Source organism: Sphingomonas sp. (genome assembly GCF_017744835.1).
Lineage (GTDB): Bacteria > Pseudomonadota > Alphaproteobacteria > Sphingomonadales > Sphingomonadaceae > Sphingomonas.
In genome coordinates, this window is the sequence record NZ_JAGIAM010000002.1 from 393,125 (window position 1) to 415,209 (window position 22,085).

Sequence of the window (22,085 nt, forward strand, 5' to 3'; positions counted from 1 at the left end):
TCCTTCCGGCGCGATCCTTGCACGCGCAATGTCGCGGAGGCAACCGCCGGCCGGCCGCCCGATCGCTTCTTCCATGGCAAAAGGCGCCCCGGCATGAAGCCGAGGCGCCTTCTTGCGTGGGCGTTTCGGTCGTCGGCTTAGCCGAAGAAGATGTCGCTGCTTTGCAGCTGGACGTTATCCACTCCGATCACGAAATCGGCCACCTTGTCGCCGTTGACGTCGCCGGCAAGGAAATAGTCCCCGTGATCGCGGTAGAGCTGCAATTCGCCGGCGACTCCGCTGAACGCCTTGTTCCCGATCCAATGGAACGCATCCATGGCTTCTGTCCGGGTGTCGGCGTCCAGACCGCTCAGGTCGATCTTGTCCTGGCCGCGGCGGAAGTCGGTGATGCTGTCGCGGCCGCCCAGTTCGGCAAACGCGAACACGTCGTTGCCTGCTCCACCGGTCAGGATGTCGTCGCCCGCGCCCCCGGAGATGCGATCCGCACCATCCCCGCCGTCGAGCACATCGGAGTCCGCTCCGCCGAACAGCCGGTCGTTGCCGCTCCCGCCATAGAGGGCGTCACGGCCCGCGTCGCCATGGAGGGCGTCGTCGCCGGCGTCTCCGTACAGAATGTCGGCACCCGCGCCGCCACTCAGAACATTGGCGATATTGTTGCCGAACAGCTGGTCGCTGTGGGCCGAACCGGTGATGTTCTCGAAGTTCAGCAGGCGATCGCCGGTGGCGTAGCCGCCAACGCCGTCCGGCAGATAGTCTTCGATGGCGCCCAGTATATTCCCCAGGAACCCGCTGCTGCCGGTGCGGACATTGTCGAGGCGAACGAGGACGCCCCCGTCCGAAGCCTCGTAGCTGACCGTGTCGATACCAGCACCGCCGTCGAGCACGTTCTTCTGATCGTTGGCGATGATCAGATTGTCGAGCGCGTTGCCGGTACCGTTCTTGGCACTGCCGACCAGTTCGAGCACTTCGAGATTGGCGCCGAGCGTGTAGTTGATCGAGGCGACCACCCGGTCGGCGCCGCCTTCGCCGGCAAGCTCGGTAATGACCTCACCGGCCTCGCCGACGACATAGGTATCGTCGCCGGTCCCGCCCCTCAGCGTATCCACCGCTCCGTCCACCCCGCCGTCGAGGCGGTCGTTGCCGCCGTTGCCGATCAGCGTGTCGACACCGGCATTGCCCGTGAGGACGTTGGCGAGGTCATTGCCGGTGAGGACGTTGGCGAGTGCGTTGCCCGTCCCGTTCGCAGCCGCGCCGGTGAGGAGCAAGTTCTCGAGCTCCGCACCCAGCGTGTAGCTGATCGCGGATTCGACGGTGTCTCTGCCTTCGCCGCTGAGCTCGGTCACCACGTCGCCCGCATTGTCGACGACATAGGTATCGTTGCCCGCACCGCCCGTCAGCGCGTCCGCGCCGCCGCCGCCATCGAGACGGTCGTCGCCCGCCCCGCCTTCGATCCGGTTGGCGCCCGCGTCGCCGGTCAGGACGTCGTTGAACGCCGACCCGATCAGGTTCTCGATTCCGCCGAGCGTGTCGGAACCCGCGCCAGTCGCCTGGGCGCCGGTGAGGGCAAGGTTCACGGTCACGCCGGCGGTGGCGTCGGCGTAGCTGGCCGTGTCGATGCCCGCGCCGCCGATCAGCGTATCGTCGCCCGCGCCGCCGAACAGCGTGTCATCGCCATTGCCGCCGTCGAGCGTGTCGTTCCCGGCCAGGCCGATCAGCACGTCGTTGCCGCCCGCGCCGCTCAGGGTGTCGTTGCCTGTGGCCCCGGTGATGGTCTCGTCGGTGTCGAAGCCGGTGAGGACCAGATCGCCGATGAAGCCGTCGAAGTTATAGGCAGTGAACCCGCCCGTGTAGCCGTTGGCGATGGCGAAGATGGTGACCAGGCCGTTGGCCGCGCCGGCCGCGCCATCGCGGTCGACCTGCAGCAACAGGTCCGTCCCCGACTGCGTGAGCCGCAGATGGCCGCTGGCGAAGGCGCCGGTCGCCGCCGAATAGCCGACGAGGCCGAGGCTCAGGAAGGTCGACATCTCGAACTTGTCGCCGGCATTGCCGACTTCGAAGTCCGTTACCCGGTTGGTCCGGGCAGTGGTCGCCACGTCGGTCGACGCCGCAGCCGTCGCACCGACACCGAGCTGGATGACGTCCGCCCCGGTGCCGAGCGTGAGCAGGTAATTGTTCACGCTGGCCGCGCCGCGCATGCTGATGCTGACCACGTCGGCACCCGTCCCGGCATTCACCGTTGCGCTCGCGACGCCGGTCAGGATGATGCGATCATTGCCCGCACCGCCGTCGACATTCACCACATCGACATTGCGATCGTTCGAAGTGGCCCCCAGCGCGGCATAGGTCTGGCCGATCAGGCCGTCGACGTTGCTAGCGAGCCCCGAGGACAGCGCGCCGCTGCGCAGCTCGATGAAGTCGTTATCGTCGCCACCGTCCATGTTGACGTTGGTCGCGACCGTCCCCGTGGCGCGCGTTACCAGGATGCTGTCCTGGCCGCCATAGCCGAACAGCGAGTCGGTCTGGCCCGCCGGCCCGGACACCGCATTGTCGACGAGCAGGTTGAACCCGTCGTCACCCCGCAGCGTGTCGCCGAAGTTCGAGCCGGTGAGATATTCGATGCCGCTCAGTGTATCGACGCCCTCGCCGCCCGTGTCCTGCGCGCCAGCGATGCGGAGGTCGACGTTCACGCCCGCGGTCGCGTTGACATAGGTCGCGGTGTCGAGCCCCTCGCCGCCGATCAGCGTGTCGTTGCCGAGCCCGCCCGAGAGCGTGTCGTTGCCGAACCAGCCGTCGAGGACGTCGTCGCCGGCATTGCCGACCAGCGTGTCGAGCGCGCCGCTGCCCCTGACAGTGTCCGCTCCCGAGCCGCCGCGGAAGATAACGCGTTCGATGCTGATGAAGGCACCCGCCGCGACGCCGCCCATGGTGATGGCGCTGTTGCCCGCCACATTCGCCAGGTCGAACGCGATGCCTCCGGTCTGGTCGGTGTAATAGGCATAGGCAATATCGGAGCCTTCGCCGCCGTCGAACGTGTCCTGGCCACCGTCGTTGGTGAAGACCTGAGACACGCTTGCAGTAGTGCCCGCAGCAATGCCGCCGATCAGCGTGTCGTCGCCGTCGCCGCCGCGCAGCACGTCGTTGCCGGCGCCGCCAATCAGGACGTCGGAGCCCGCCCCGCCTTCCAGCGTATCGGCACCGCTCGCCAGCGAGCTGTAGAGGTCGCCGTTCAGGATGTCGTTGCCGTCACCGCCGACCAGCGTATCGTCCCCGCTGTTGCCTTCCAGATAATCAGCGACGGCACCGCCGACGAGCCGGTTGGCCAGCGCCGCGCTGCCGCGAAGCGTGTTGGCGAAGGCCGTCGCACCGACGACATTCTCGACATTGGTGATCGTGTCGGAGCCGGTGGAGCTGCCGGTGTTCTGCGCCGCAGTCAAACCGAGGTTCACCGTCACCGCCGAAGTCGCGGCGGAATAGTCCAGCGTGTCCGAGCCGCCGGCACCGTTGTAGATGTCGGCACCGCCGCCTTCGAAGAAGACGTTGTCGCCGGCATCACCCGTAACGTTGTCGGCGCCCGATCCGGTCCGGACATTCTCGAAGCCGATGATGGTGTCGAAGCCGAGCCCCGTATTCTGAGTCGCGGGGCCGCCGAGGTTCACCGTCACGCCCGTCGCACCACGGAAGGACAGCGTGTCCACGCCGTCACCGCCGATCATGACGTCGTTGCCGAGGCCGCCCTCGACGACATTGTCGTTGCCGTCACCGATCAGCGTATCGTTACCGTCGCTGCCGAGCAGGTTCTCGATGCTGCGGAGGGTGGCGACCGGCAGATTGTTGACGAGCGCGCTTCCGTCCGAGGCGCCGTTGAGGATCGCGGTCACCCCGCCCAGACCAGCGAAGGAGGCGGTATCCGAGCCCGCGCCGCCGTCGAGCACGTCCACGACCCCGATCGCATTCGCGCCCGGGTTCAGCGTGTCGTCGCCCGCGCCGCCGGTCAGGGTGTTGGCGTTCGAGTCTCCGGTCAGGCTGTCGTTGAATGCCGAGCCTGCGAGATTCTCGAAGCCGCTGAGCGTGTCGGAGCCCGCGCCGGTGTTCTGCGCCGAGCCTTGGCCGGCAAGGCTAACCGTTACGCCGGTCGAAGCGCCCGCGAACGAAGCCGTGTCGATGCCCGCGCCGCCGACGAGGACGTCGTTGCCCAGACCGCCTTCGATGACGTTGTCGTTGCCATCGCCGGTGAGTGTGTCGTTAAGCGCTGACCCGACCAGGTTCTCGATGCCGATCAGCGTGTCCGAACCGGCTGCGACCGTGTCCTGAGCCACGCCCTGGACATTGAGGTCGACCGTGACACCCGTGGTGGAGCCGCCGCTGAACGCGTTCACGAACGAGGCGGTGTCGTTGTCGCTGCCGCCGTTCAGCACGTCGTTGGCGATCGTGCCCTGGAGGAAGTCATTGCCATCGCCGCCGTCGAGCACTGCGCTGCTGGTGTTGGTCGCGGTGACCGTGGTGGTCACGGCGGCCGCGCCCTGCAGCGAAATATTCAGCTGGTAGGTCATCCCAGCAGTGAGCGGCTGGGCGGCAGTGCTGCCCGTCCACTGACCCACGCGAATGTAATAAGTGCCGGGTGCCGCGAAGGTGTAGGTCAGATAGGCGTCGTCGTGCCCGGGCGCCGACACATCGCCGGTTCCCGTGTCGTTCGACGCCAGAAGCGTGCCCGAGCTGTTGACGAGCTCAAGGATGCTGTCGCCCAGCGTGCCGTTGCCGTCGATGTCGAAGATCGCCTGCGCGCCCGCCTGGGTCACGACGATCTTGTAATATTCCACCGCGCCGCCGGCCGCCGTCGCGTTGATCGTCGCATGCGGAAGGCTGGTCGCGTTGGTGATATCCGGGTTGGCGTCGACGTCGAAGGCGCCGGTCGTGTCCACGGCCGTGGCGATCGAGCCGTTGTTGGTCGACTGCGCCTTGGTGATGTCCGCCTGCGACGGCGCCGAATAGGTCGTCGTGGTGGTGAAGCCGCCGCCGATCAGGCGATCGTCGCCGCCGAGGCCGGTGAGGACGTCGGCACCGCCCGAGCCGCCGACGAGCACGTTCGCCTGGCTGTTGCCGGTGAGCGTGTCGTTGCCGCTGGTGCCGCCGATGTTCTCGATGCTGCGCAGCGTGTCGGTCTCGCCGTCGTGCGTAACGATGACGTCGGCGTTGGTGTCGTTCAGCGTGACGGTGATCCCCGTCGTGTTGGTGAAGATCACCGTGTCGCTGCCGGCGCCGCCGTCGAGGATGTTGTTGGCGATGTTGCCGACAAAGATGTCGTTGCCAACGCCACCCTTGGCATTCTCGATCAGCGAGCGGGCGTCATTGTTGTAGAGCAGCGACATGGCGACGTTGCCGGGCGCCAGCGCGGTCAGGTTCTGATAGGCCAGATGATTGGCGACCTGATCCTGGTCGAAGGTCGAGAAGGCGCCCGGACGCAGGTCGACCGTGACGCCGCGGCCATAGTTGCTGAGATCCAGCGTGTCGTTGCCGCCGCCATCCCACAGCGTCATCAGAATCTTGTTGCCGGCCGGAGCACCCTGACCGACGCCGTTGACGAACATCTCGCCGGTGGTCGCGCTCCAGCTATAGACCGTGTCGCCAGCGTTGGTCGTGTAGTTTGCGCCGTACAGATACTGCAGCGCCGCCAGATCATACTGCATGTAGGTCTGGGGCTGGTTGACCTTCTCGCCGGCGAAGTTGCTGTTGGTGAAGGGCGCTGGGGTATAGGTCATCAGCGACCAGGCCTGGCCGTCGCGATCCGGCGTCAGCGACTGGGTGCCGGGGCGCGGGAAGGACCCGAAATAGAAGGACAGATCGGTGTTGGTATAGTCCTGATGCCCATGCTTCAGCCCCATGGTGTGGCCGATCTCGTGCATCATCGTGGCGAAGCCCCACGTGCCCTTGGCAGCCATGTCGTAATAGGGCTGGTTGTTACGGCCGAACCAGATGTCACCCGCGACGCCGCGCGTGTCGGACGGGAAGCCGCCATAGGCAGAGGGAACGTCGGTGTCGCCGGTCTGCGAGATGCGGATGTTGGCGTGGACCGTGTCGGTCTCGGTGATTTCGGTGAACGTCAGGTTGGTCACCGCCGAGATCTGCGCAAAGGCGGCGCGCGCCGCCGCCTGCTGCATCGAGCCCAGCTCCATCTGATAGAGGCTGACGCCATTGCTGTCGTAGCCGGAGCCATTGTAGTTGGAGCCCGAGGTCGGGAAGCTGTAGGTCAGGTTGAGCGTGCCCCATTTGGAGCCGATCAGCACCGCGTCGACGTTGCGGTTGCCGGTGATCGACCAGCTTCCATCCGGGTTGTTCACCAGCGGGAGCAGCTCGCCCAAGCCGCCGCCCTCGGGATTGGCGCTCGTGGCGCCTCCGCCGGACGCCGCGGTGTCACCGCCCTTCGTCGATCCTTCTTCCTCTACAACCGGGGCGTGCGGGATTTCCGAGAGCGAATCCCAGGTGAGAAGCGATTCGTCGGTGGAAGTGGTGTTGCCGAGTTCGGAAGCACTCATGCTAGTCCCCCTGTCTGGCGCAATCGCATAGTCCGTTCCGCGGCGCGCAATTGCGCGGACGGATGCAAGTAACTGCATGCTTTACGAAAGATAATTGCTGTCAAGCGCCGCCGATCGGCGGCGACGCAATCCGTGCCAATTCGAGGCAGTACGAGTGAATCGAACGGCGAGCGGAGCAAGCGGGCGAGCGCGGCCCATCGTGATTCACACCCGGCTCAGCACGCCCTTGTTCTGATGTGACTTGGAGTCGCGGTTCGTCTAAGAGGAGCCGTGCGCAAGCTCATGGAGGAGCGCGATGATCCGCATCTTGCCATCGTTCGTGGCGGCGCTCGTCGCATGCACGCCTTCTCCTCAGGAAACCGCCATGCGTAGCCCGAGGCAGGATCGCGGTGCGATTCCCGAAAGCACGATCCAAAGCCAGCGAGCCGCGGTGGCGACCAGCCCGGAGGCCGTGTCCGCGGCGGAGAACCTCCTCCCCACACGGCCGGCAGATTCAGCCGCAGAGACGCTTGGACGCCGTATCTTGTCGACGGCCTTTGTGAGGGTTGGCCCCGACGGGCATCTGACGGTGGAGCTGCACAACGGGCGCGCTCTGGTCCTTCGCGACGTGGTGATGCGTCGCAAGGATTATTGCGGCGTGCAGGTGTCGGGCGGCAAAGCCGGCGCCCGATATTGCGGCGGATATGCCGAGGTAGTCGCGGCTCGGCCCGGCGGCCGCTCGGCTGCCCCGGAACCCGATCTGGCCGCGCCGAACCCACTCCCTTCTCCGAGCAGGCCCGTCAGAAGAAATTAGCCGGCCGCGGGACCGAACCCAAAGCCGCGCAGGAGACTTCCCCTCTCGGACTCCGCAGTTCGCGTCACTCCCACTCGATCGTGCCGGGCGGCTTCGAGGTGTAATCGTAGGTGACGCGATTGATCCCGCGCACTTCGTTTACGATTCGCGTCGCAACGCGGGCCAGGAAATCGCCGGGGAACTGGAAGGCGACCGCGGTCATGCCGTCGGTCGAGGTGACCGCGCGCAGCGCGAGCACCGAATCATAGGTGCGGTAATCGCCCATCACGCCGACGGTGCGGACCGGCAGCAGCACTGCGAAGGCCTGCCAAATCGCGTCGTAAAGCCCGGCGTTGCGGATTTCCTCGAGGTAGATCGCGTCGGCCTTGCGCAGGATGTCGCAGCGTTCCTTGGTGACTTCGCCCGGGATACGGATCGCCAGGCCAGGCCCAGGGAACGGGTGGCGGCCGACGAACACGTCGGGCAGGCCGAGCTCGCGGCCCAACGCGCGGACCTCGTCCTTGAACAGCTCGCGCAGCGGCTCGACGAGCTTCATGTTCATCCGCTCGGGCAGGCCGCCGACATTATGGTGGCTCTTGATCGTCACCGACGGGCCGCCAGTGAAGCTGACGCTCTCGATCACGTCGGGATAGAGCGTGCCTTGCGCCAGGAACTCGGCGCCGCCGATCTTGCGCGCCTCTTCCTCGAACACGTCGATGAAGGTCTTGCCGATGAACTTGCGCTTGGCCTCGGGGTCGGTGACTCCGGCCAGCCCGTTCAGGAACAGCGTCTCGGCGTTCACATGGACGAGCGGGATGTTGTAGTGGCCGCGGAACAGGCTGACGACCTGGTCGGCCTCGCCCGAGCGCATCAGCCCGTGGTCGACGAAGACGCAAGTGAGCTGCTCGCCGATCGCCTCGTGGATCAGCACTGCCGCCACTGCGCTGTCGACGCCGCCCGAGAGGCCGCAGATCACGCGGCCGCTGCCGACCTGCTGGCGAATCTCGGCGATCTTGGCGGCGCGGAACTCGGCCATCGTCCAGTCGCCGGCAAGACCGCAGACGTGGCGCACGAAATTGGCGAGCAGCTTGGCGCCGTCGGGCGTGTGCACCACTTCCATGTGGAACTGGGTGGCGTAATAGCGCCGCTGGTCGTCGGCGACGACCGCGAAGGGCGATCCGGGGCTCACCGCGACCGAGCGGAAGCCCGGCGCGAGCTCGGTGACCTTGTCGCCGTGGCTCATCCACACCTGGTGGTTCTCGCCTTCGTGCCACACGCCGTCGAACAGCACGCAGCTGTCCTCGATCTCGATGAAGGCGAGGCCGAACTCGCCCGATTCGCCCAGCGTCACGGTGCCGCCGAGCTGGTGCATCATCACTTGCTGCCCGTAGCAGATACCGAGGATCGGTACGCCGGAATCGAAGATCGCCTGCGGCACGCGCGGGCTGCCTTCGTCGAGCACCGAGGCGGGCGATCCGGAGAGGATCACGCCCTGCGGCTTCATCCGCGCGAACGCCTCCGCCGCGGAAGTGAAGGGAGCGATTTCGCTGTAGACCCCAGCCTCACGCACGCGGCGCGCGATCAGCTGGGTCACCTGGCTGCCGAAATCGACGATGAGGATGGATTCGCTGTGCTCGACCGTCATGGCCGGGCGATAGTTAGCCCGCCCATTTCTGTAAAGCCGCTGTTCCCGCTCAGCGCGCCTCGACGTCCAGCCCGGTCCACTTCGCCGCAAAGGCCCAGAGGTCGGCGGCTTCCTCGATGATCTTGTCGGTCGGCTTGCCCGACCCGTGCCCTGCACGCGTCTCGATGCGGGCGAGATGCGGCTTGTCGCCGATGTCTGCGGCCTGGAGCGCGGCGGTGTATTTGAAGCTGTGCCCCGGCACGACGCGGTCGTCGGTGTCGGCGGTGGTCACCAGGATCGCCGGATAGTCGCGGCCGCCGCGGACATTGTGATAGGGCGAATAGGCAAGGAGGCGGCGGAAATCCTCTTCCTTCGACGGATGGCCATAGTCGTCGACCCAATAGCGGCCGGCGGTCCAGCGATCGAAGCGCAGCATGTCCATCACGCCCACCGCGGGCAGCGCCGCGGCGAACAGATCGGGGCGCTGGTTGACCACGGCACCGACGAGCAGCCCCCCGTTCGAGCCGCCCTGGATCGCGAGTTGACCTGCTCCGGCGATCCCCTGCGCCACCAGATATTCGCCCGCCGCGATGAAGTCGTCGAAGCTGTTCTGCTTGTTGGCGAGCCGGCCGCCGTCGTGCCATTCCTTGCCATATTCGCCGCCGCCCCGGATATTGGCGACCGCGAGCACCCCGCCCTGCTCCATCCACGCGATGCGCGAGGCCGAGAAGCTGGGCGTCACCGGGATGTTGAACCCGCCATAGGCGTAGAGCAAAGTCGGCGCGGGGCCGGTGACGCGCTTGTGCCGCACCACGAACATCGGCACGCGCGTGCCGTCCTTCGACGCGTAGAAGTGCTGCTCGACGCGATAGTCTGCCGGATCGAACAGCAGCCGCGGTGCCGCCCAGACAGCGCTCTCGCCGGTCGCGACATTGTGGCGGTAGATCGTCGTCGGCTCGTTGAAGCTGGTGAAGGCGAAGAAGGTCTCGGGATCGCCCTGCTCGCCCCCGAAGCCCGAGGCCGTGCCGATGCCGGGGAGCTTGACGGGCTCAAGCGGGGAGCCGTCGAGCGCGAAGCGGCGCACGTCGGTGTGGGCGTCGACCAGATAGCTCGCGACCAGCACGCGCCCGATGATCGCGGCGCCCTCCAGCGTCGCGGCGTCCTGCGGCACCAGCTCGTGCGCGTCGGGATGGTCGTTGGTTTCGACGTCCATCGTGACGATCCGCATCCGCGGCGCGCGCTTGTTGGTCACCCAATAGAAGCGCGTGCCGTTGTTGCCGGCGAGCGACCAATGGTGGTTGAGCCCGTGGATGATCGTCCGCGTCGGCCAGGCCGGGTCGCGCAGGTCCGCGAGCGTGATCTCGTAGCGGTCGTCGGTGCCTTCGCTGGTCGTGATCACCAGCCATTCGCCGTCGTCGGTGACCTGCGCATAATGGCTGCGGCTCGGCGTCGCGGGCGTCTCGTAGATCAGCCGGTCGGCCGACTGCGGATTGCCGAGCTGGTGGAAATAGACCTTGTGGTTTTCGTTGACCGCCTGGAACTTCTCGGCCTCGGCGACCTCGGGATAGCGCGAGTAGAAGAAGCCGCTGCCGTCCTTCGCCCAGGACGCGGCAAGCGTGAACTTCATGCCATGGACAACGTCGCCGGTGTCGTGGCCGGTCTCGACGTCGAGCACGCGGGCAGTCCGCCAGTCGGTGCCGCCGTCCTGCACGGCATAGAGCAGGTAGCGGCCGTCTTCGGACGGCATCCATTCGGAGAGCGCGGTCGCGCCGTCGTCCGACCAGCCGTTGGGATCGATCAGGACGCGGCCGGGACCGTCGAGGCTGTCGCGCACATAGAGCACCGCCTGGTTCTGCAGGCCGCTGTTGTGCATGTAGAAATAGCGGCCGCCCTTCTTCTGCGGCAGGCCGAAGCGCTCATAGTCGAAGAGCTGGCGGATGCGGCTTCTGAACCAGTCGCGACCCGGCAGCGTCGCGAGATAGGCGTCGGTGACCTGGTTCTGCGCCGCGACCCAGGCGGCGACTTCGTCGTCATTGCGGACGTCGTTCTCGAGCCAGCGATAGGGATCCGCCACCGGTGTTCCGAACTGCTCCTCGACGATCTCGTCGCGGCGGGTGTCGGGATAGCGGATCGGCGATTGCGGCACGGTCGGGCTCCGGAAAAACAGAAAAGGCCGGAGCCTGATGGCCCGGCCTTTCCTACTTCGCAACCCGCGAGAGGCTTACGCCGCCGCGTCGAAGTCCTCGTCGTTGTAGACCGGACCCGAGTCCTGGCCCTTGGCCGAGACGTCGCGGTCGACGAACTCGATGATCGCCATCGGCGAGGCGTCCGACTTGCGGATGCCAGCCTTGATGATGCGGGTGTAGCCGCCGTTGCGGTCGGCATAGCGCGCCGCCAGCACGTCGAACAGCTTCACCAGCTGCGCGTCGTCGAGCAGGCGGGCGTGCGCCAGACGGCGGTTCGAAAGGCCGCCCTTCTTGGCGAGCGTGACCAGCTTCTCGACGTAGGGGCGAAGCTCCTTCGCCTTGGCAGTCGTGGTGGTGATCTGCTCGTGCTTGATCAGGGCCGCGGCCATGTTGCGGAACAGGGCGGCGCGGTGGGCCGAGGTACGCTGCAGCTTACGGCCGCCGACGCGATGACGCATGGGTACTTCCTTCGTTCGTTAAGGGGCCGTGTCACGGAACCCCAGACCAGGCGGTGATGAGGGCCACCGCCCAAAGCCCTTGGTTGACTCCGCTTGACTCGACTCGATGCGAGTCAGGCGGGGTCGGATATCGTGGCCTGCGCCGTCTCGGGATTAGCTCGCGCCAATCCCGTGCGGCTCAGCCCATGATCTCCTGCTCGAGCTTCTTGGCCATTTCCTCGATGTTCTCGGGCGGCCAGCCCGGGATTTCCATCCCGAGGCGGAGACCCATCGACGACAGGACCTCCTTGATCTCGTTGAGCGACTTGCGGCCGAAGTTCGGCGTGCGCAGCATCTCGGCCTCGGTCTTCTGGACCAGATCGCCGATGTAGATGATGTTGTCGTTCTTGAGGCAGTTGGCCGAGCGGACCGAAAGCTCGAGCTCGTCGACCTTCTTGAGCAGGTAGCGGTTGATCTGCGCCGCGTCGCCGCCAGCCTCGGGGGCCGCAGCCACGCCACCGGCCACCGGGGCCGCCGCGCGGGTCATCGCCGAATCGTCGAAGTGGACGAAGAGCGCCAGCTGGTCCTGGAGGATGCGCGCGGCATAGGCCACGGCGTCTTCCGGAGTGATCGTGCCATCGGTCTCGATCGACAGCGTGAGCTTGTCGTAGTCGAGCTCCTGGCCGACGCGGGTGTTCTCGACCTTGTACGAGACCTGGCGAACCGGGCTGTACAGCGCGTCGATCGGGATCAGGCCGATCGGGGCGTCCGCCGGACGGTTCGACGCGGCGGGGACATAGCCCTTACCGGTGTCGGCGGTCAGCTCCATGTTGAGCGTCGCGCCGTCGTCGAGGTGGCAGATCACCAGATCGGGGTTCATCACTTCGATGTCGCCCGAGACGGCGATGTCGCCCGCCTTCACTTCGGCCGGGCCGGTCGCAGAGAGCTGGAGGCGCTTCGGGCCCTCGCCCTGCATCTTGAGCGCGATCTGCTTCACGTTCAGCACGATGTCGGTCACATCCTCACGCACGCCGGCGAGCGACGAGAATTCGTGAAGGACGTTCTCGATCTTGATCGAGGTGACCGCGGCGCCCTGGAGCGACGACAGCAGCACGCGACGCAGCGCGTTGCCGAGCGTCAGGCCGAAGCCGCGCTCGAGCGGCTCGGCGACGAAGGTCGACTTGCGCTTGGGATCGCCACCGGGCTTCTTCTCGAGGCCGTTGGGCTTCTTGAGTTCCTGCCAGTTCTTAGCGTTGACCGACACGGGCTTTCCTCATGTTGGGCGGGACTGAGGCGGCCCCGCCAGGTAACTGCTGCATGGACCGCAGACCCGCCTCAGGGCCCGCGGCGCACGCAGAACTTAGACGCGACGGCGCTTCGACGGACGGACGCCGTTGTGCGGGATCGGCGTCACGTCACGGATCGACGTGATCTGGAAGCCGACCGCCTGCAGCGCGCGGAGCGCCGACTCGCGACCCGAACCCGGGCCCTTCACCTCGACCTCGAGCGTGCGCACGCCGTGCTCGGCGGCCTTGCGGCCCGCGTCCTCGGCGGCGACCTGGGCGGCGTAAGGGGTCGACTTGCGCGAGCCCTTGAAGCCCATCATGCCGGCCGACGACCAGGAGATCGCATTGCCCTGCGCGTCGGTGATGGTGATCATCGTGTTGTTGAAGCTGGCGTTCACGTGGGCGACGCCGGCGGTGATGTTCTTGCGTTCGCGCCGACGAAGGCGCTGCGGTGCTTGTGCCATGTTCTGGACCTTTATCCCAATGAGGGGCGGTCACTCGTCGGAGGCCGAAGGCCTTCCGGAGTAATCAGCGCCCCGCGCTGATTACTTCTTCTTGCCGGCGATCGGCTTGGCCTTGCCCTTGCGGGTGCGCGCATTGGTGTGCGTGCGCTGGCCGCGGACCGGCAGGCCCTTGCGATGACGCAGGCCGCGATAGCAGGCCAGGTCCATCAGGCGCTTGATGTTCATCGCGGTCTCGCGACGAAGATCACCCTCGACGGTGTAGTTCGCGTCGATGGTCTCGCGGATCTGCAGCACTTCCTGGTCCGACAGGTCCTGCACGCGACGCTCGGCAGCGATGCCCAGCTTGTCGGTGATTTCCTTGGCCTTGGCCGGGCCGATGCCGTGAATGTACTGCAGCGCGATCAGAACGCGCTTGTTGGTCGGGATGTTGACACCCGCAATACGTGCCATGAAATTTTTCTCCCAGCTCCACGGGGCGCCGCATGGCAGCTTGCGTCCCATCTCGTAGCGTTGCTCCGAAAATGCAGTGGCACGGCGAGCGCGAGAAAGCGCTGCCGGGACAACCGGTGTTTCGGAAGATGCGCGACATATGCAGCCGCAGGGGCAGAGTCAAGCGCCCCGAGCACGCTTTTGGCGGGTTGACGGAACATACACGAAGCTCGTGCGTGCGCCAAGCGACGGTGATCAGACCGGCACCACGATCGTCGCGACCAGCCCCGGCGCATTGTCGCCGAGCTCGAGCCGCCCGCCGTGCAGCCGCGCGACCGATTCGACCAGCGCGAGCCCCAGCCCCGCGCCCGGCAGGCTGCGCGCCTGATCGAGCCGGCCGAAGCGCGCGAGCGCCTGCGCGCGATCGTCGGCGGGAATTCCGGGGCCGCGGTCCGCGACCGAGAAATGCAGGGCACCGGGCTCGACTGTCAGGCTGAGGCTGATCTCGCCCCCCTGCCCCGCGTGGCGCATCGCATTGTCGATCAGATTGGCGAGCGCCTGGCTGAGCAGCTCGCGGTGCATCGCGAGCGGCGCGACCGGCACCGGCGGCAGTGCCACGCGGAAGCGCAGCCCCGCATCCTCGGCCACGGGGGCATAGAGATCGGCGATCTCCTCCACCAGCGCCGCCGGATCGAACGGCACCAGCGCATCGCGCGGCACGGCCTCGGATCGGCTGATCTCGAGCAGGACCGCGAGCATGCGCATCACCAGCTCGGTCTCGGCGATCAGCCCCGCCAGCGCCGCGTCGCGCTGCTGCGGCTGCGTGGCGGTGACGGCCGCTTCGGCGCGGGCGCGCAGCCGGGCGATTGGCGAGCGCAGATCGTGCGCGATCGAATCGGTGACGATGCGCAGCTCGGCCATCAGTCGGTCGATCCGATCGAGCATGCCGTCGATCCGCTGCGACAGCCGGTCGAAGGCGTCGCCGCCCCCGCCTTCGGTGCCGATGCGCCGCCCGAGATCGCCCGCCGCGACGGCGTCGACCGCGCCGGCGATGCGATCGATCCGCCGCGTGACGTAGCGCGTGAGCACGAGTCCGCCACCGACGCCGAGCACGATCGAGAGCAGCACCGCGAGGAGCAGCGCGCGCTCGATCGTTCGCTGGGCGCGCTCCCAATCGTCGAGCAGGCGGCCGCTGACCAGCCAGTCGCGGCCGAGCGGGCGGACCGCGACGCCGGCCTCGCGGCCCCAATCCTCGCCCGTTCCCAGCGCGGCGATGCGGAAAGCCTCGGCAGCGGGCGCGAAGGCGAGCCGGTCGGGGCCGACGCCGAGCAGGCGCACGCCCCGCGCATCGACGACGGCGGCAACGACCGAATCGTCGTCGGCCTCGGCATCCGAGATCGCCTTGGCGAGCGCCGCCACGCCGCCCGAACGGTACACCGCGACGAACGCGTCGGTCTGCTGCACCGTGTCGCGGCGCAGCGCCTCGATCGCGTCGTCGTGCGTCTGCTGCCAGATGAGCGCGGCGAGCGCGAGGCTGGTGATCAGCGACAGCAGCACCGCGAGCAGCGCGAGCCGCGCGGTGATCGAGATCCGCATCAGGCGTCGAGCGACAGGCGGTAGCCCGCGCCGCGCACGGTGTGGAGGATCGGCGAGTCGAACCCTTCCTCGAGCTTGCGGCGCAGGCGGCCGATATGGACGTCCACCACGTTCGAGCCGGGATCGAAGTGATAGTTCCAGATCTTCTCGAGCATCATCGTGCGAGTGACGACCTGGCCGGCGTGGCGGGCGAGGAACTCGAGCAGGTTGAACTCGCGCCCGCCGATCGGCAGCGCCCGGCCCTGGCGGGTGACGCTGCGCGCGAGCAAGTCGATCTCGAGGTCGCCGACGACGAGGCGAGTCACTTGCGGCTCGGCTGCGGAGCGTTCGGCGCGGCGGAGCAGCGCCTCGATGCGCGCGCGCAGCTCGGCGAAGGAAAAGGGCTTGGTGAGATAATCGTCGGCGCCGGCGTGGAGCCCCTTCACGCGATCGTCCACCGTGCCGAGCGCGGAGAGGACGAGCACCGGCGTGCGGATCTTGGCGGCGCGGAGCGCGCCCAGCATCGCAAGCCCGTCGAGGCCCGGCAGCATGCGATCGGCGATGATCAGGTCGAAGATGCCCTCGGACGCGAGGAACAGCCCGTCGCGGCCGTCACCGCAGGTCTCGACCGCGAAGCCAGCCTCCTGCAGCCCCTTGGCCACATAGCCGGCAGCGGCGGCATCGTCTTCGACGAGGAGGATCTTGCGAGTCATGTCCGGTGCCCCGGCTTAGGATGCCAAGCGGCCGGCGGGAAGAGGGGGACCTTTCCGCCGGCCGCCGAACCGGCGCCAGGGCACACGGCACCGGATCGCGGACTTACTTCGCCTTCTTGGCGGGCTTGGCGGCCTTCTCGGTCTTGGCCGGCTTGGCAGCCTTCTCGACCTTGTGGTGCTTGCCGAGGCCGAGGGTCGCGGCGCTGGCGAGCGTCGGCGCGGCGATCATCGCGGTTGCGGCGACCGGGAGCAGGATGCGGGTGAGCTTCATCGAAATTCTCCGTCGGACAAGGAACCGGCGAAGCTGCCGGCCCTGCCAGCTTCCTAGCCGGCGCCGATTCACGCCGCGGTGACGCGCGCATGAAGATTTCGTCATCTATGGGTCAGGCTCTCGCCCCGGCGTTCCTGCGCAACGCAGCGGCGAAGGCGACTGCGAAGGCGAGGTGCACGACGAGGAAGACCTTGGCCAACTCGCGCGACTGGCCGGTGGCGACGCCCCAGATGTCATTGGCCGCGACTGCGCCGAAACCCACCAGATTGGCGAGCAGGATCGCGCGCAGCGCCGCCGAGGGGGCGAGGTCGCGCGCGAGCCAGTTGAGCACCGCGATGCCGAGGAACGGGCCGCCGAGCAGGCGCAGCAGCGCGACGAGCTCGGGCGGCGAATCGGGCGGCACCGCGCCGACGCCAAACTGGAGCGGGAAGAAGATCAGCGCGAGCCCGACGATCGCCAGGTAGAGCGCCGAAACCAGCAACGTCGCTTTGAGCATGGTCGATCCTCCGATCGCCTTTGCCTGTGTCCCGCGGAAGTCGACAGTCCGCGGAAGTGGACAAAGTAGACACCAAAACGGGGTTCTACGCAGCAAATTCGGACCCGTGCCGCGTCCGCTGGGTGCCCCCCGGGACTCGGCCCGGCGAGCACAGCAAAGCAAATCCTATTTTGCAAGGACCGGCGGGAGCACCAGATAGAGCGTCGCGGGCTCCGGAATGTCGGCGGTCGCGAGGTCGCGGTTGGGCGGGCGCGTCGCCCAGGCGAGCGCGATTCCCGAGCCGGCGTCCTCCACCGTGCCGAGCCGCATGCCCGCCGGAACCGCGACGCGGGCCGCTAGCCGCGCCGCCAGGCTGTCGCCGGGCCGCTCCTCGACGCGCGCGAGCGTGTCGGGATCGAGCAGAAAATCGATCGGCGCGCCGTCGCGCACCACGCGCAGCCGCAGCCGGTCGCCCGCGGGCTCGACCCCGCCGACGAACAGCCGGCTGTCGAGCGACCCGCCGCCGCCGATCTCCCAGCGGAAGCCGCGCCAGTCGCTGACCTGGACGATGCGCCAGCCCCTGCCCTCGCGCCGCGCGACGAAGATCTGGGTGTCGCCGTGCGCGTCGAACTTGTGGAAGCTGATCATCGGCCGGCCCCGGGCATCGAAGCCGGGCACGGTGTTGTTGTTGATCATGCCCGCGCGCACCGGCACCGCATCGACGATCTCGGCGGTCGAGAGCCGGATCGGCAGCGTCAGCGGCGTGCCGTCGGAGCGCTCCCAATGCTGCAGGTCGGCGCTGCGGGCATAGGAAAGGTCGTGGTTGGTCGCGGCGTCGGGCGTCTCGCGCCATACCCAGGCGAGGTGGAAGCGCTTGTCGGGGCCGAGCACCGGGCCCACCGCATAGGCGTTGCGCTTCCCCTCCCCGTCGATCAGCGGGCCCGAGAGCAGCGCCTGCCAGCGCCCGGTCGCCGGATCGTAGCGATTGAACCGCTCGTTGCCGTTGCCGCTGCCGCCGTCGCGATATTTGAAGATCAGCCGGCCCGCGGCGTCGGTGAGGAAGATCGGATAGGTCATGCGCCGCTCGACCCCGGCGTCGACCATCATCGGCACGCGCGCGAGCGTCCGCACGTCGCCGGGCGCGGTGGTCCGGAAATAGTTGAGCGGATCATTGTGCATGTTGGCGGCGACGTGGAGCTGGCCGCTGGCGTCCACCGCCATCGCGATGCCGTTGTGGCTGTCCCACCCCAGCCAGCTGTCGAGCTTGTGGTAGCGCCAGCTGGCGCCGTCGCTGCGCGAGCGCGAGGCGATGGTGAGCTGACGCGCGGCGTCGTAATAGCCGACGAAGATCTGCCGATCGGTCACCGCCAGCGCGAAGCCGACCGGATGCCCCGACCAGACGCGGTCGATCGCAGTCAGCACCGGCGTTTCGGGAGCGGCGGCCTGGATCGGGGGCACCGGCGCCGCGGCGACCGGCAACAGGAAAAGCGCGAGGCCGGCGAGGCGCGCCGCCGGCCCCAGGGGCTCAGCCCTCGCGGCCGTCGAGGATCGCGTCGATCTGGCTGCCGACCACGTCGATGTCGGCCATGCCGTCGACGCGGCGGACGAGCCCGCGCGCTTCGTAGATCGGCAGGATCGGCGCGGTCTTGGCGCGATATTCGGCCATGCGCGTGCGCACCGTCTCGGCATTGTCGTCGGGGCGGCGCTTGAACTCGTGGCTGCCGCAGACGTCGCAGGTGCCCGCGACCTTGGGCTGCTTGAAGCTGTCGTGATAGCCCTCGCCGCACTGGGCGCAGGTGAAGCGGCCGGTGATGCGCTCGACCAGCGCATCCTCGTCGACAACCAGCTCGACGACATAGTCGAGCTTGCGGCCGCGATCGGCGAGCAGCGTGTCGAGCGATTCGGCCTGGGCCGCGGTGCGCGGATAGCCGTCGAAGATCGCGCCCTTGAGCGTGTCTTCCATGTCGAGCCGCTCGCCGATGATGCCCGAGACGATCTCGTCCGAGACGAGCTGCCCCGCTTCCATCACGGCCTTGGCCTTGATGCCGGTCGGCGTGCCGGCCTTGACCGCCGCGCGCAGCATGTCGCCGGTCGAGAGCTGCACCATGCCCCGCTCGTGCTCGAGCCGGCTCGCCTGGGTGCCCTTGCCCGCGCCCGGAGGGCCCAACAGGATGATGTTCACTTCAGACTGTCCCCTGCCTGTCGTTGCGCTGCGCGGTTAGCGCATGCGGCCCTTGAGCTTCGCCTTCTTGATCAGGTCGCCATACTGGTGCGCCAGCAGGTGCGACTGGATCTGCGTCACCGTGTCCATCGTTACGTTGACGACGATCAGAAGGCTAGTGCCGCCCATCAGGAAGGTGCCGCCGAGCGACGAGATCGCGAACTCGGGCACCAGGCAGATGAAGGTGAGGTAGGCCGCGCCGATCACGGTGATGCGCGTCAGCACATAGTCGAAATAGGCTTCGGTGTTCTTGCCCGGGCGGATGCCGGGGATGAAGCCGCCGTAGCGCTTGAGGTTCTCGGCGGTCTCCTCCGGATTGAACACCACGGCGGTGTAGAAGAAGGAGAAGAAGATGATGCCGGCGCCGTAGAGCGCCATGTAGACCGGCGAGCCGTGGCGCAGCCAGGTGTTGAGGCCGATCACGAAATCGCCCCACCAGCTCTCGCCCGCGGTCATGTTGCCGGCGAACTGGGTGATCGTCAGCGGCAGCAGCAGCAGCGACGAGGCGAAGATCGGCGGGATCACGCCGGCGGTGTTGAGCTTGAGCGGCAGGTGGCTGCGCTCGGCCTGGACGCCGCGCGCGGTCTGGCGCTTGGGATACTGGATCAGGATGCGGCGCTGGGCGCGCTCCATGAAGCAGATGAAGAGCACGAGCGCGGCGACCGAGACCACGATCAGGATCAGGCGCAGCGGATCGATCGAGCCGGTGCGGCTCGATTCGAAGAGCTGGACCAAGGTGGTGGGCAGGCGCGCGACGATGCCCGCCATGATGATCAGCGAAATGCCGTTGCCGATGCCGCGGCTGGTGATCTGCTCACCCAGCCACATCAGGAACATGGTGCCGCCGACGAGGCTGACCACCGCGCCGATGCGGAAGACCAGGCCCGGCTCGATCACGGCCTGGAGGCCGGCGCTGGCGCCGAAGCTCTCGAGACCGACGGCGATGAACCAGCCCTGCACCGCCGTTAGGGCGACCGTGCCGTAGCGCGTGTACTGGTTGAGGCGCTTGCGGCCGCTCTCGCCTTCCTTCTTGATCGCATTGAGCTGCGGCGACAGCGAGGTCGCGAGCTGGATGACGATCGAGGCGGTGATGTAGGGCATCACGCCGAGCGCGACGACCGACATGCGGTTGAGCGCGCCGCCGGTGAAATTGTTGAAGAAGTCGAGCACGCCGCCCGAGGTCTGCTGCGCGAGCAGGTTGAGCTGGGTGGGGTCGACGCCGGGAAGCGGCACGTAGCTCAGCATCCGGAAGACGATCAGCGCGCCGAGGGTGAACCACAGGCGCTTCTTGAGTTCGGTCGCCTGCGAGAATTTCGCGAGGCTGATGCTGGAGGCGAGTTGATCGGCTGCGGATGCCATGTGCGTGTATCGTCCCGGAAACAAAAGCGGCGGGCAAGCGTTCGCCGCTCCCCGCCGCTCATATAGGGTATCAAACCCTTTGGGCAATCGGTTCCCCGGCTAAAGGCCGGAGGTCCCGTTGGCCAAGACGGCGATGCTGGGCCCCGGCGCGTGGCCGGGGATCAGCAGCTTACTTGCCGGCCTTCTTGGCGGCGAGCGTCTTGCCCTTCTTGGCAGCGGCCTTCTCGGCGGCGGGGACGATCTCGGGGATCGTGACCGAACCGCCTGCCTTCTCGATCGCCTCGCGCGCCGACTTCGACACGCCGGCGACGGTGAAGTTCAGCTTGGCCGAGAACTCGCCCTTGCCGAGCACGCGGACGCCGTCCTTGCCGCCGCGCGTCAGGCCCGCCGCGTTGAGCTCGGCCTGGGTGATGTCGGTCGCGGTCAGCTTGCCCGAATCGACTGCCTTCTGGATCGCGCCGAGGTTCACCTCGGCATAGTCCTTGGCGAAGATGTTGTTGAAGCCGCGCTTCGGGATGCGCATGTGGAGCGGCATCTGGCCGCCCTCGAAGCCCTTGATCGAGACGCCTTCGCGGCTCTTCTGACCCTTCTGGCCTCGGCCAGCGGTCTTGCCCAGGCCCGAGCCGATACCACGGCCGACACGGACGCGGCCCTGGCGGGCACCCTGATTATCGCGGAGATCGTTGAGCTTCATAGTCGTGCACTCGCTTTCGCTTTTGTCGCGCTGATGGAAAAGGAAGCGGGGCCCATAGCGGTGGAGGCGGGGTTTGTCGACTCCTGTTTGCCGCCCAAGCCTGCGCGTACCGCCGGTCAAGCAAATCCCGCGCTCTTAAGCCCCTCCCCTTCAGGGGAGGGGTTGGGGTGGGGCAGTAATCGCAGGCGGAAAGGCTCGTGGAGAGTCCCCCACCCCAAACCCCTCCCCTGAAGGGGAGGGGCTTACGGTCCGGCCTTTCCGCGCATCCCAAACGAAAAGGGGCGACAGTCGCCTGCCGCCCCTTCCCTGTCTTGTCGCCTGGCGAGCGAACGAAGGCCTCAGCCCTCGATCACCTTCACCATGTGCGGCAGCTTGCGGATCATGCCGCGGACCTCGGGGCTGTCCTCGAGCTCCGAGACCTTGTGCATCTTGTTGAGGCCAAGGCCGATCAGCGTCGCGCGCTGATCCTTGGTGCGGCGGATCGGCGAGCCGATCTGCTGGATCTTGATCTTCGCCATGATTGCTTACTCCGCGATCGCGGCCGCATCCGCCTCGGCGGTCTGCGAACCACCGCGGCCGAGCAGGTCGGCGATCTTCTTGCCGCGGCGCTGCGCAACGCTCTTGGGCGAGGTCTGCTCGCCGAGCGCTTCGAAGGTGGCGCGGATCATGTTGTAGGGGTTCGACGTACCGACTGACTTGGTCACCACGTCGGCAACGCCCAGGCTCTCGAAGACGGCGCGCATCGGGCCGCCCGCGATGATGCCGGTACCCTGCGGGGCCGAGCGGACATAGACGCGGCCGGCGCCGAAGTGGCCCGCACCGTCATGGTGCAGCGTGCGGCCTTCCTTGAGGGGGACGCGGACCATCTTCTTCTTGGCCGAGGCAGTCGCCTTCGAGATCGCCTCGGGGACCTCGCGGGCCTTTCCGTGACCGAAGCCGACGCGGCCCTTGCCGTCGCCCACGACGACCAGCGCCGCGAAGCCGAAGCGCTTGCCGCCCTTCACCGTCTTCGAGACGCGGTTGATGTGGACCAGCTTCTCGATCAGCTC

18 protein-coding genes are annotated in these 22,085 nt (G+C 67.4%); 1 reads left to right on the forward strand and 17 read right to left on the reverse strand.

Features of this window, described 5'->3' with window-relative positions; genetic code table 11:
* Positions 1–137: 137 nt before the first annotated feature.
* On the reverse strand, positions 138–6,530 hold the full coding sequence (locus J7500_RS07775) for a M10 family metallopeptidase C-terminal domain-containing protein (RefSeq protein ID WP_294061094.1): 6,393 nt from the start codon (positions 6,528–6,530) through the stop codon (positions 138–140).
* A gap of 295 nt (positions 6,531–6,825) precedes the next feature.
* On the opposite strand from J7500_RS07775, the gene J7500_RS07780 reads away from it, so the two are divergent.
* Positions 6,826–7,323 carry a hypothetical protein gene (locus J7500_RS07780; RefSeq protein WP_294061095.1) on the forward strand — a complete coding sequence of 166 codons (498 nt, stop codon included), beginning with the start codon at positions 6,826–6,828 and terminating at the stop codon, positions 7,321–7,323.
* A 64-nt stretch (positions 7,324–7,387) separates the two neighbouring features.
* Here the strand turns inward: J7500_RS07780 and guaA are convergent, their stop codons facing one another.
* The 16 genes from guaA to rpsE all read right to left on the reverse strand — a co-directional run.
* Complete coding sequence (gene guaA / locus J7500_RS07785) at positions 7,388–8,947, reverse strand: glutamine-hydrolyzing GMP synthase (protein ID WP_294061096.1); 1,560 nt, start codon at positions 8,945–8,947, stop codon at positions 7,388–7,390.
* 49 nt (positions 8,948–8,996) lie between these two features.
* The gene (locus J7500_RS07790) at positions 8,997–11,072 is read right to left on the reverse strand and encodes a prolyl oligopeptidase family protein (RefSeq protein WP_367112970.1); all 2,076 of its coding nucleotides are present in this window, start codon (positions 11,070–11,072) and stop codon (positions 8,997–8,999) included.
* Between the two features lie 75 nt (positions 11,073–11,147).
* Positions 11,148–11,570 carry a 50S ribosomal protein L17 gene (gene rplQ, locus J7500_RS07795; RefSeq protein ID WP_294061097.1) on the reverse strand — a complete coding sequence of 141 codons (423 nt, stop codon included), beginning with the start codon at positions 11,568–11,570 and terminating at the stop codon, positions 11,148–11,150.
* A 178-nt stretch (positions 11,571–11,748) separates the two neighbouring features.
* Entirely contained in the window at positions 11,749–12,813 is a 1,065-nt protein-coding gene (locus J7500_RS07800; protein ID WP_294061098.1) for a DNA-directed RNA polymerase subunit alpha, read from the reverse strand.
* Positions 12,814–12,909: 96 nt separating this feature from the next.
* Positions 12,910–13,299: a 30S ribosomal protein S11 gene (rpsK, locus tag J7500_RS07805; protein ID WP_066476841.1), complete on the reverse strand. Its 390-nt coding sequence runs from the start codon at positions 13,297–13,299 to the stop codon at positions 12,910–12,912.
* An 81-nt stretch (positions 13,300–13,380) separates the two neighbouring features.
* Positions 13,381–13,749: a 30S ribosomal protein S13 gene (gene rpsM / locus J7500_RS07810; RefSeq protein ID WP_294061101.1), complete on the reverse strand. Its 369-nt coding sequence runs from the start codon at positions 13,747–13,749 to the stop codon at positions 13,381–13,383.
* 234 nt (positions 13,750–13,983) lie between these two features.
* Positions 13,984–15,324, reverse strand: a complete 1,341-nt coding sequence (locus J7500_RS07815; RefSeq protein ID WP_294061102.1) for a HAMP domain-containing sensor histidine kinase — start codon at positions 15,322–15,324, stop codon at positions 13,984–13,986.
* Positions 15,324–16,016, reverse strand: coding sequence for a response regulator transcription factor (locus J7500_RS07820; RefSeq protein ID WP_294061104.1), 693 nt, complete (start codon positions 16,014–16,016; stop codon positions 15,324–15,326). The genes J7500_RS07815 and J7500_RS07820 overlap by 1 nt, the downstream gene beginning before the upstream one ends.
* Before the next feature lie 103 nt (positions 16,017–16,119).
* Positions 16,120–16,287 carry a hypothetical protein gene (locus J7500_RS07825; protein ID WP_294061105.1) on the reverse strand — a complete coding sequence of 56 codons (168 nt, stop codon included), beginning with the start codon at positions 16,285–16,287 and terminating at the stop codon, positions 16,120–16,122.
* Between the two features lie 112 nt (positions 16,288–16,399).
* Positions 16,400–16,783, reverse strand: a complete 384-nt coding sequence (locus J7500_RS07830; protein WP_294061106.1) for a hypothetical protein — start codon at positions 16,781–16,783, stop codon at positions 16,400–16,402.
* Positions 16,784–16,948: 165 nt separating this feature from the next.
* Complete coding sequence (locus tag J7500_RS07835; protein ID WP_294061107.1) at positions 16,949–18,241, reverse strand: BNR repeat-containing protein; 1,293 nt, start codon at positions 18,239–18,241, stop codon at positions 16,949–16,951.
* 46 nt (positions 18,242–18,287) lie between these two features.
* Entirely contained in the window at positions 18,288–18,944 is a 657-nt protein-coding gene (locus J7500_RS07840; RefSeq protein WP_294061109.1) for an adenylate kinase, read from the reverse strand.
* A gap of 36 nt (positions 18,945–18,980) precedes the next feature.
* Positions 18,981–20,342, reverse strand: coding sequence for a preprotein translocase subunit SecY (secY, locus tag J7500_RS07845; RefSeq protein WP_294061110.1), 1,362 nt, complete (start codon positions 20,340–20,342; stop codon positions 18,981–18,983).
* Between the two features lie 169 nt (positions 20,343–20,511).
* On the reverse strand, positions 20,512–21,036 hold the full coding sequence (gene rplO, locus J7500_RS07850) for a 50S ribosomal protein L15 (RefSeq protein ID WP_294061111.1): 525 nt from the start codon (positions 21,034–21,036) through the stop codon (positions 20,512–20,514).
* Positions 21,037–21,374: 338 nt separating this feature from the next.
* Entirely contained in the window at positions 21,375–21,554 is a 180-nt protein-coding gene (rpmD, locus tag J7500_RS07855) for a 50S ribosomal protein L30 (RefSeq protein WP_294061113.1), read from the reverse strand.
* A 6-nt stretch (positions 21,555–21,560) separates the two neighbouring features.
* Positions 21,561–22,085, reverse strand: a 525-nt coding sequence (rpsE, locus tag J7500_RS07860; RefSeq protein ID WP_294061115.1) for a 30S ribosomal protein S5, incomplete at its 5' end; no start/stop codon positions are given.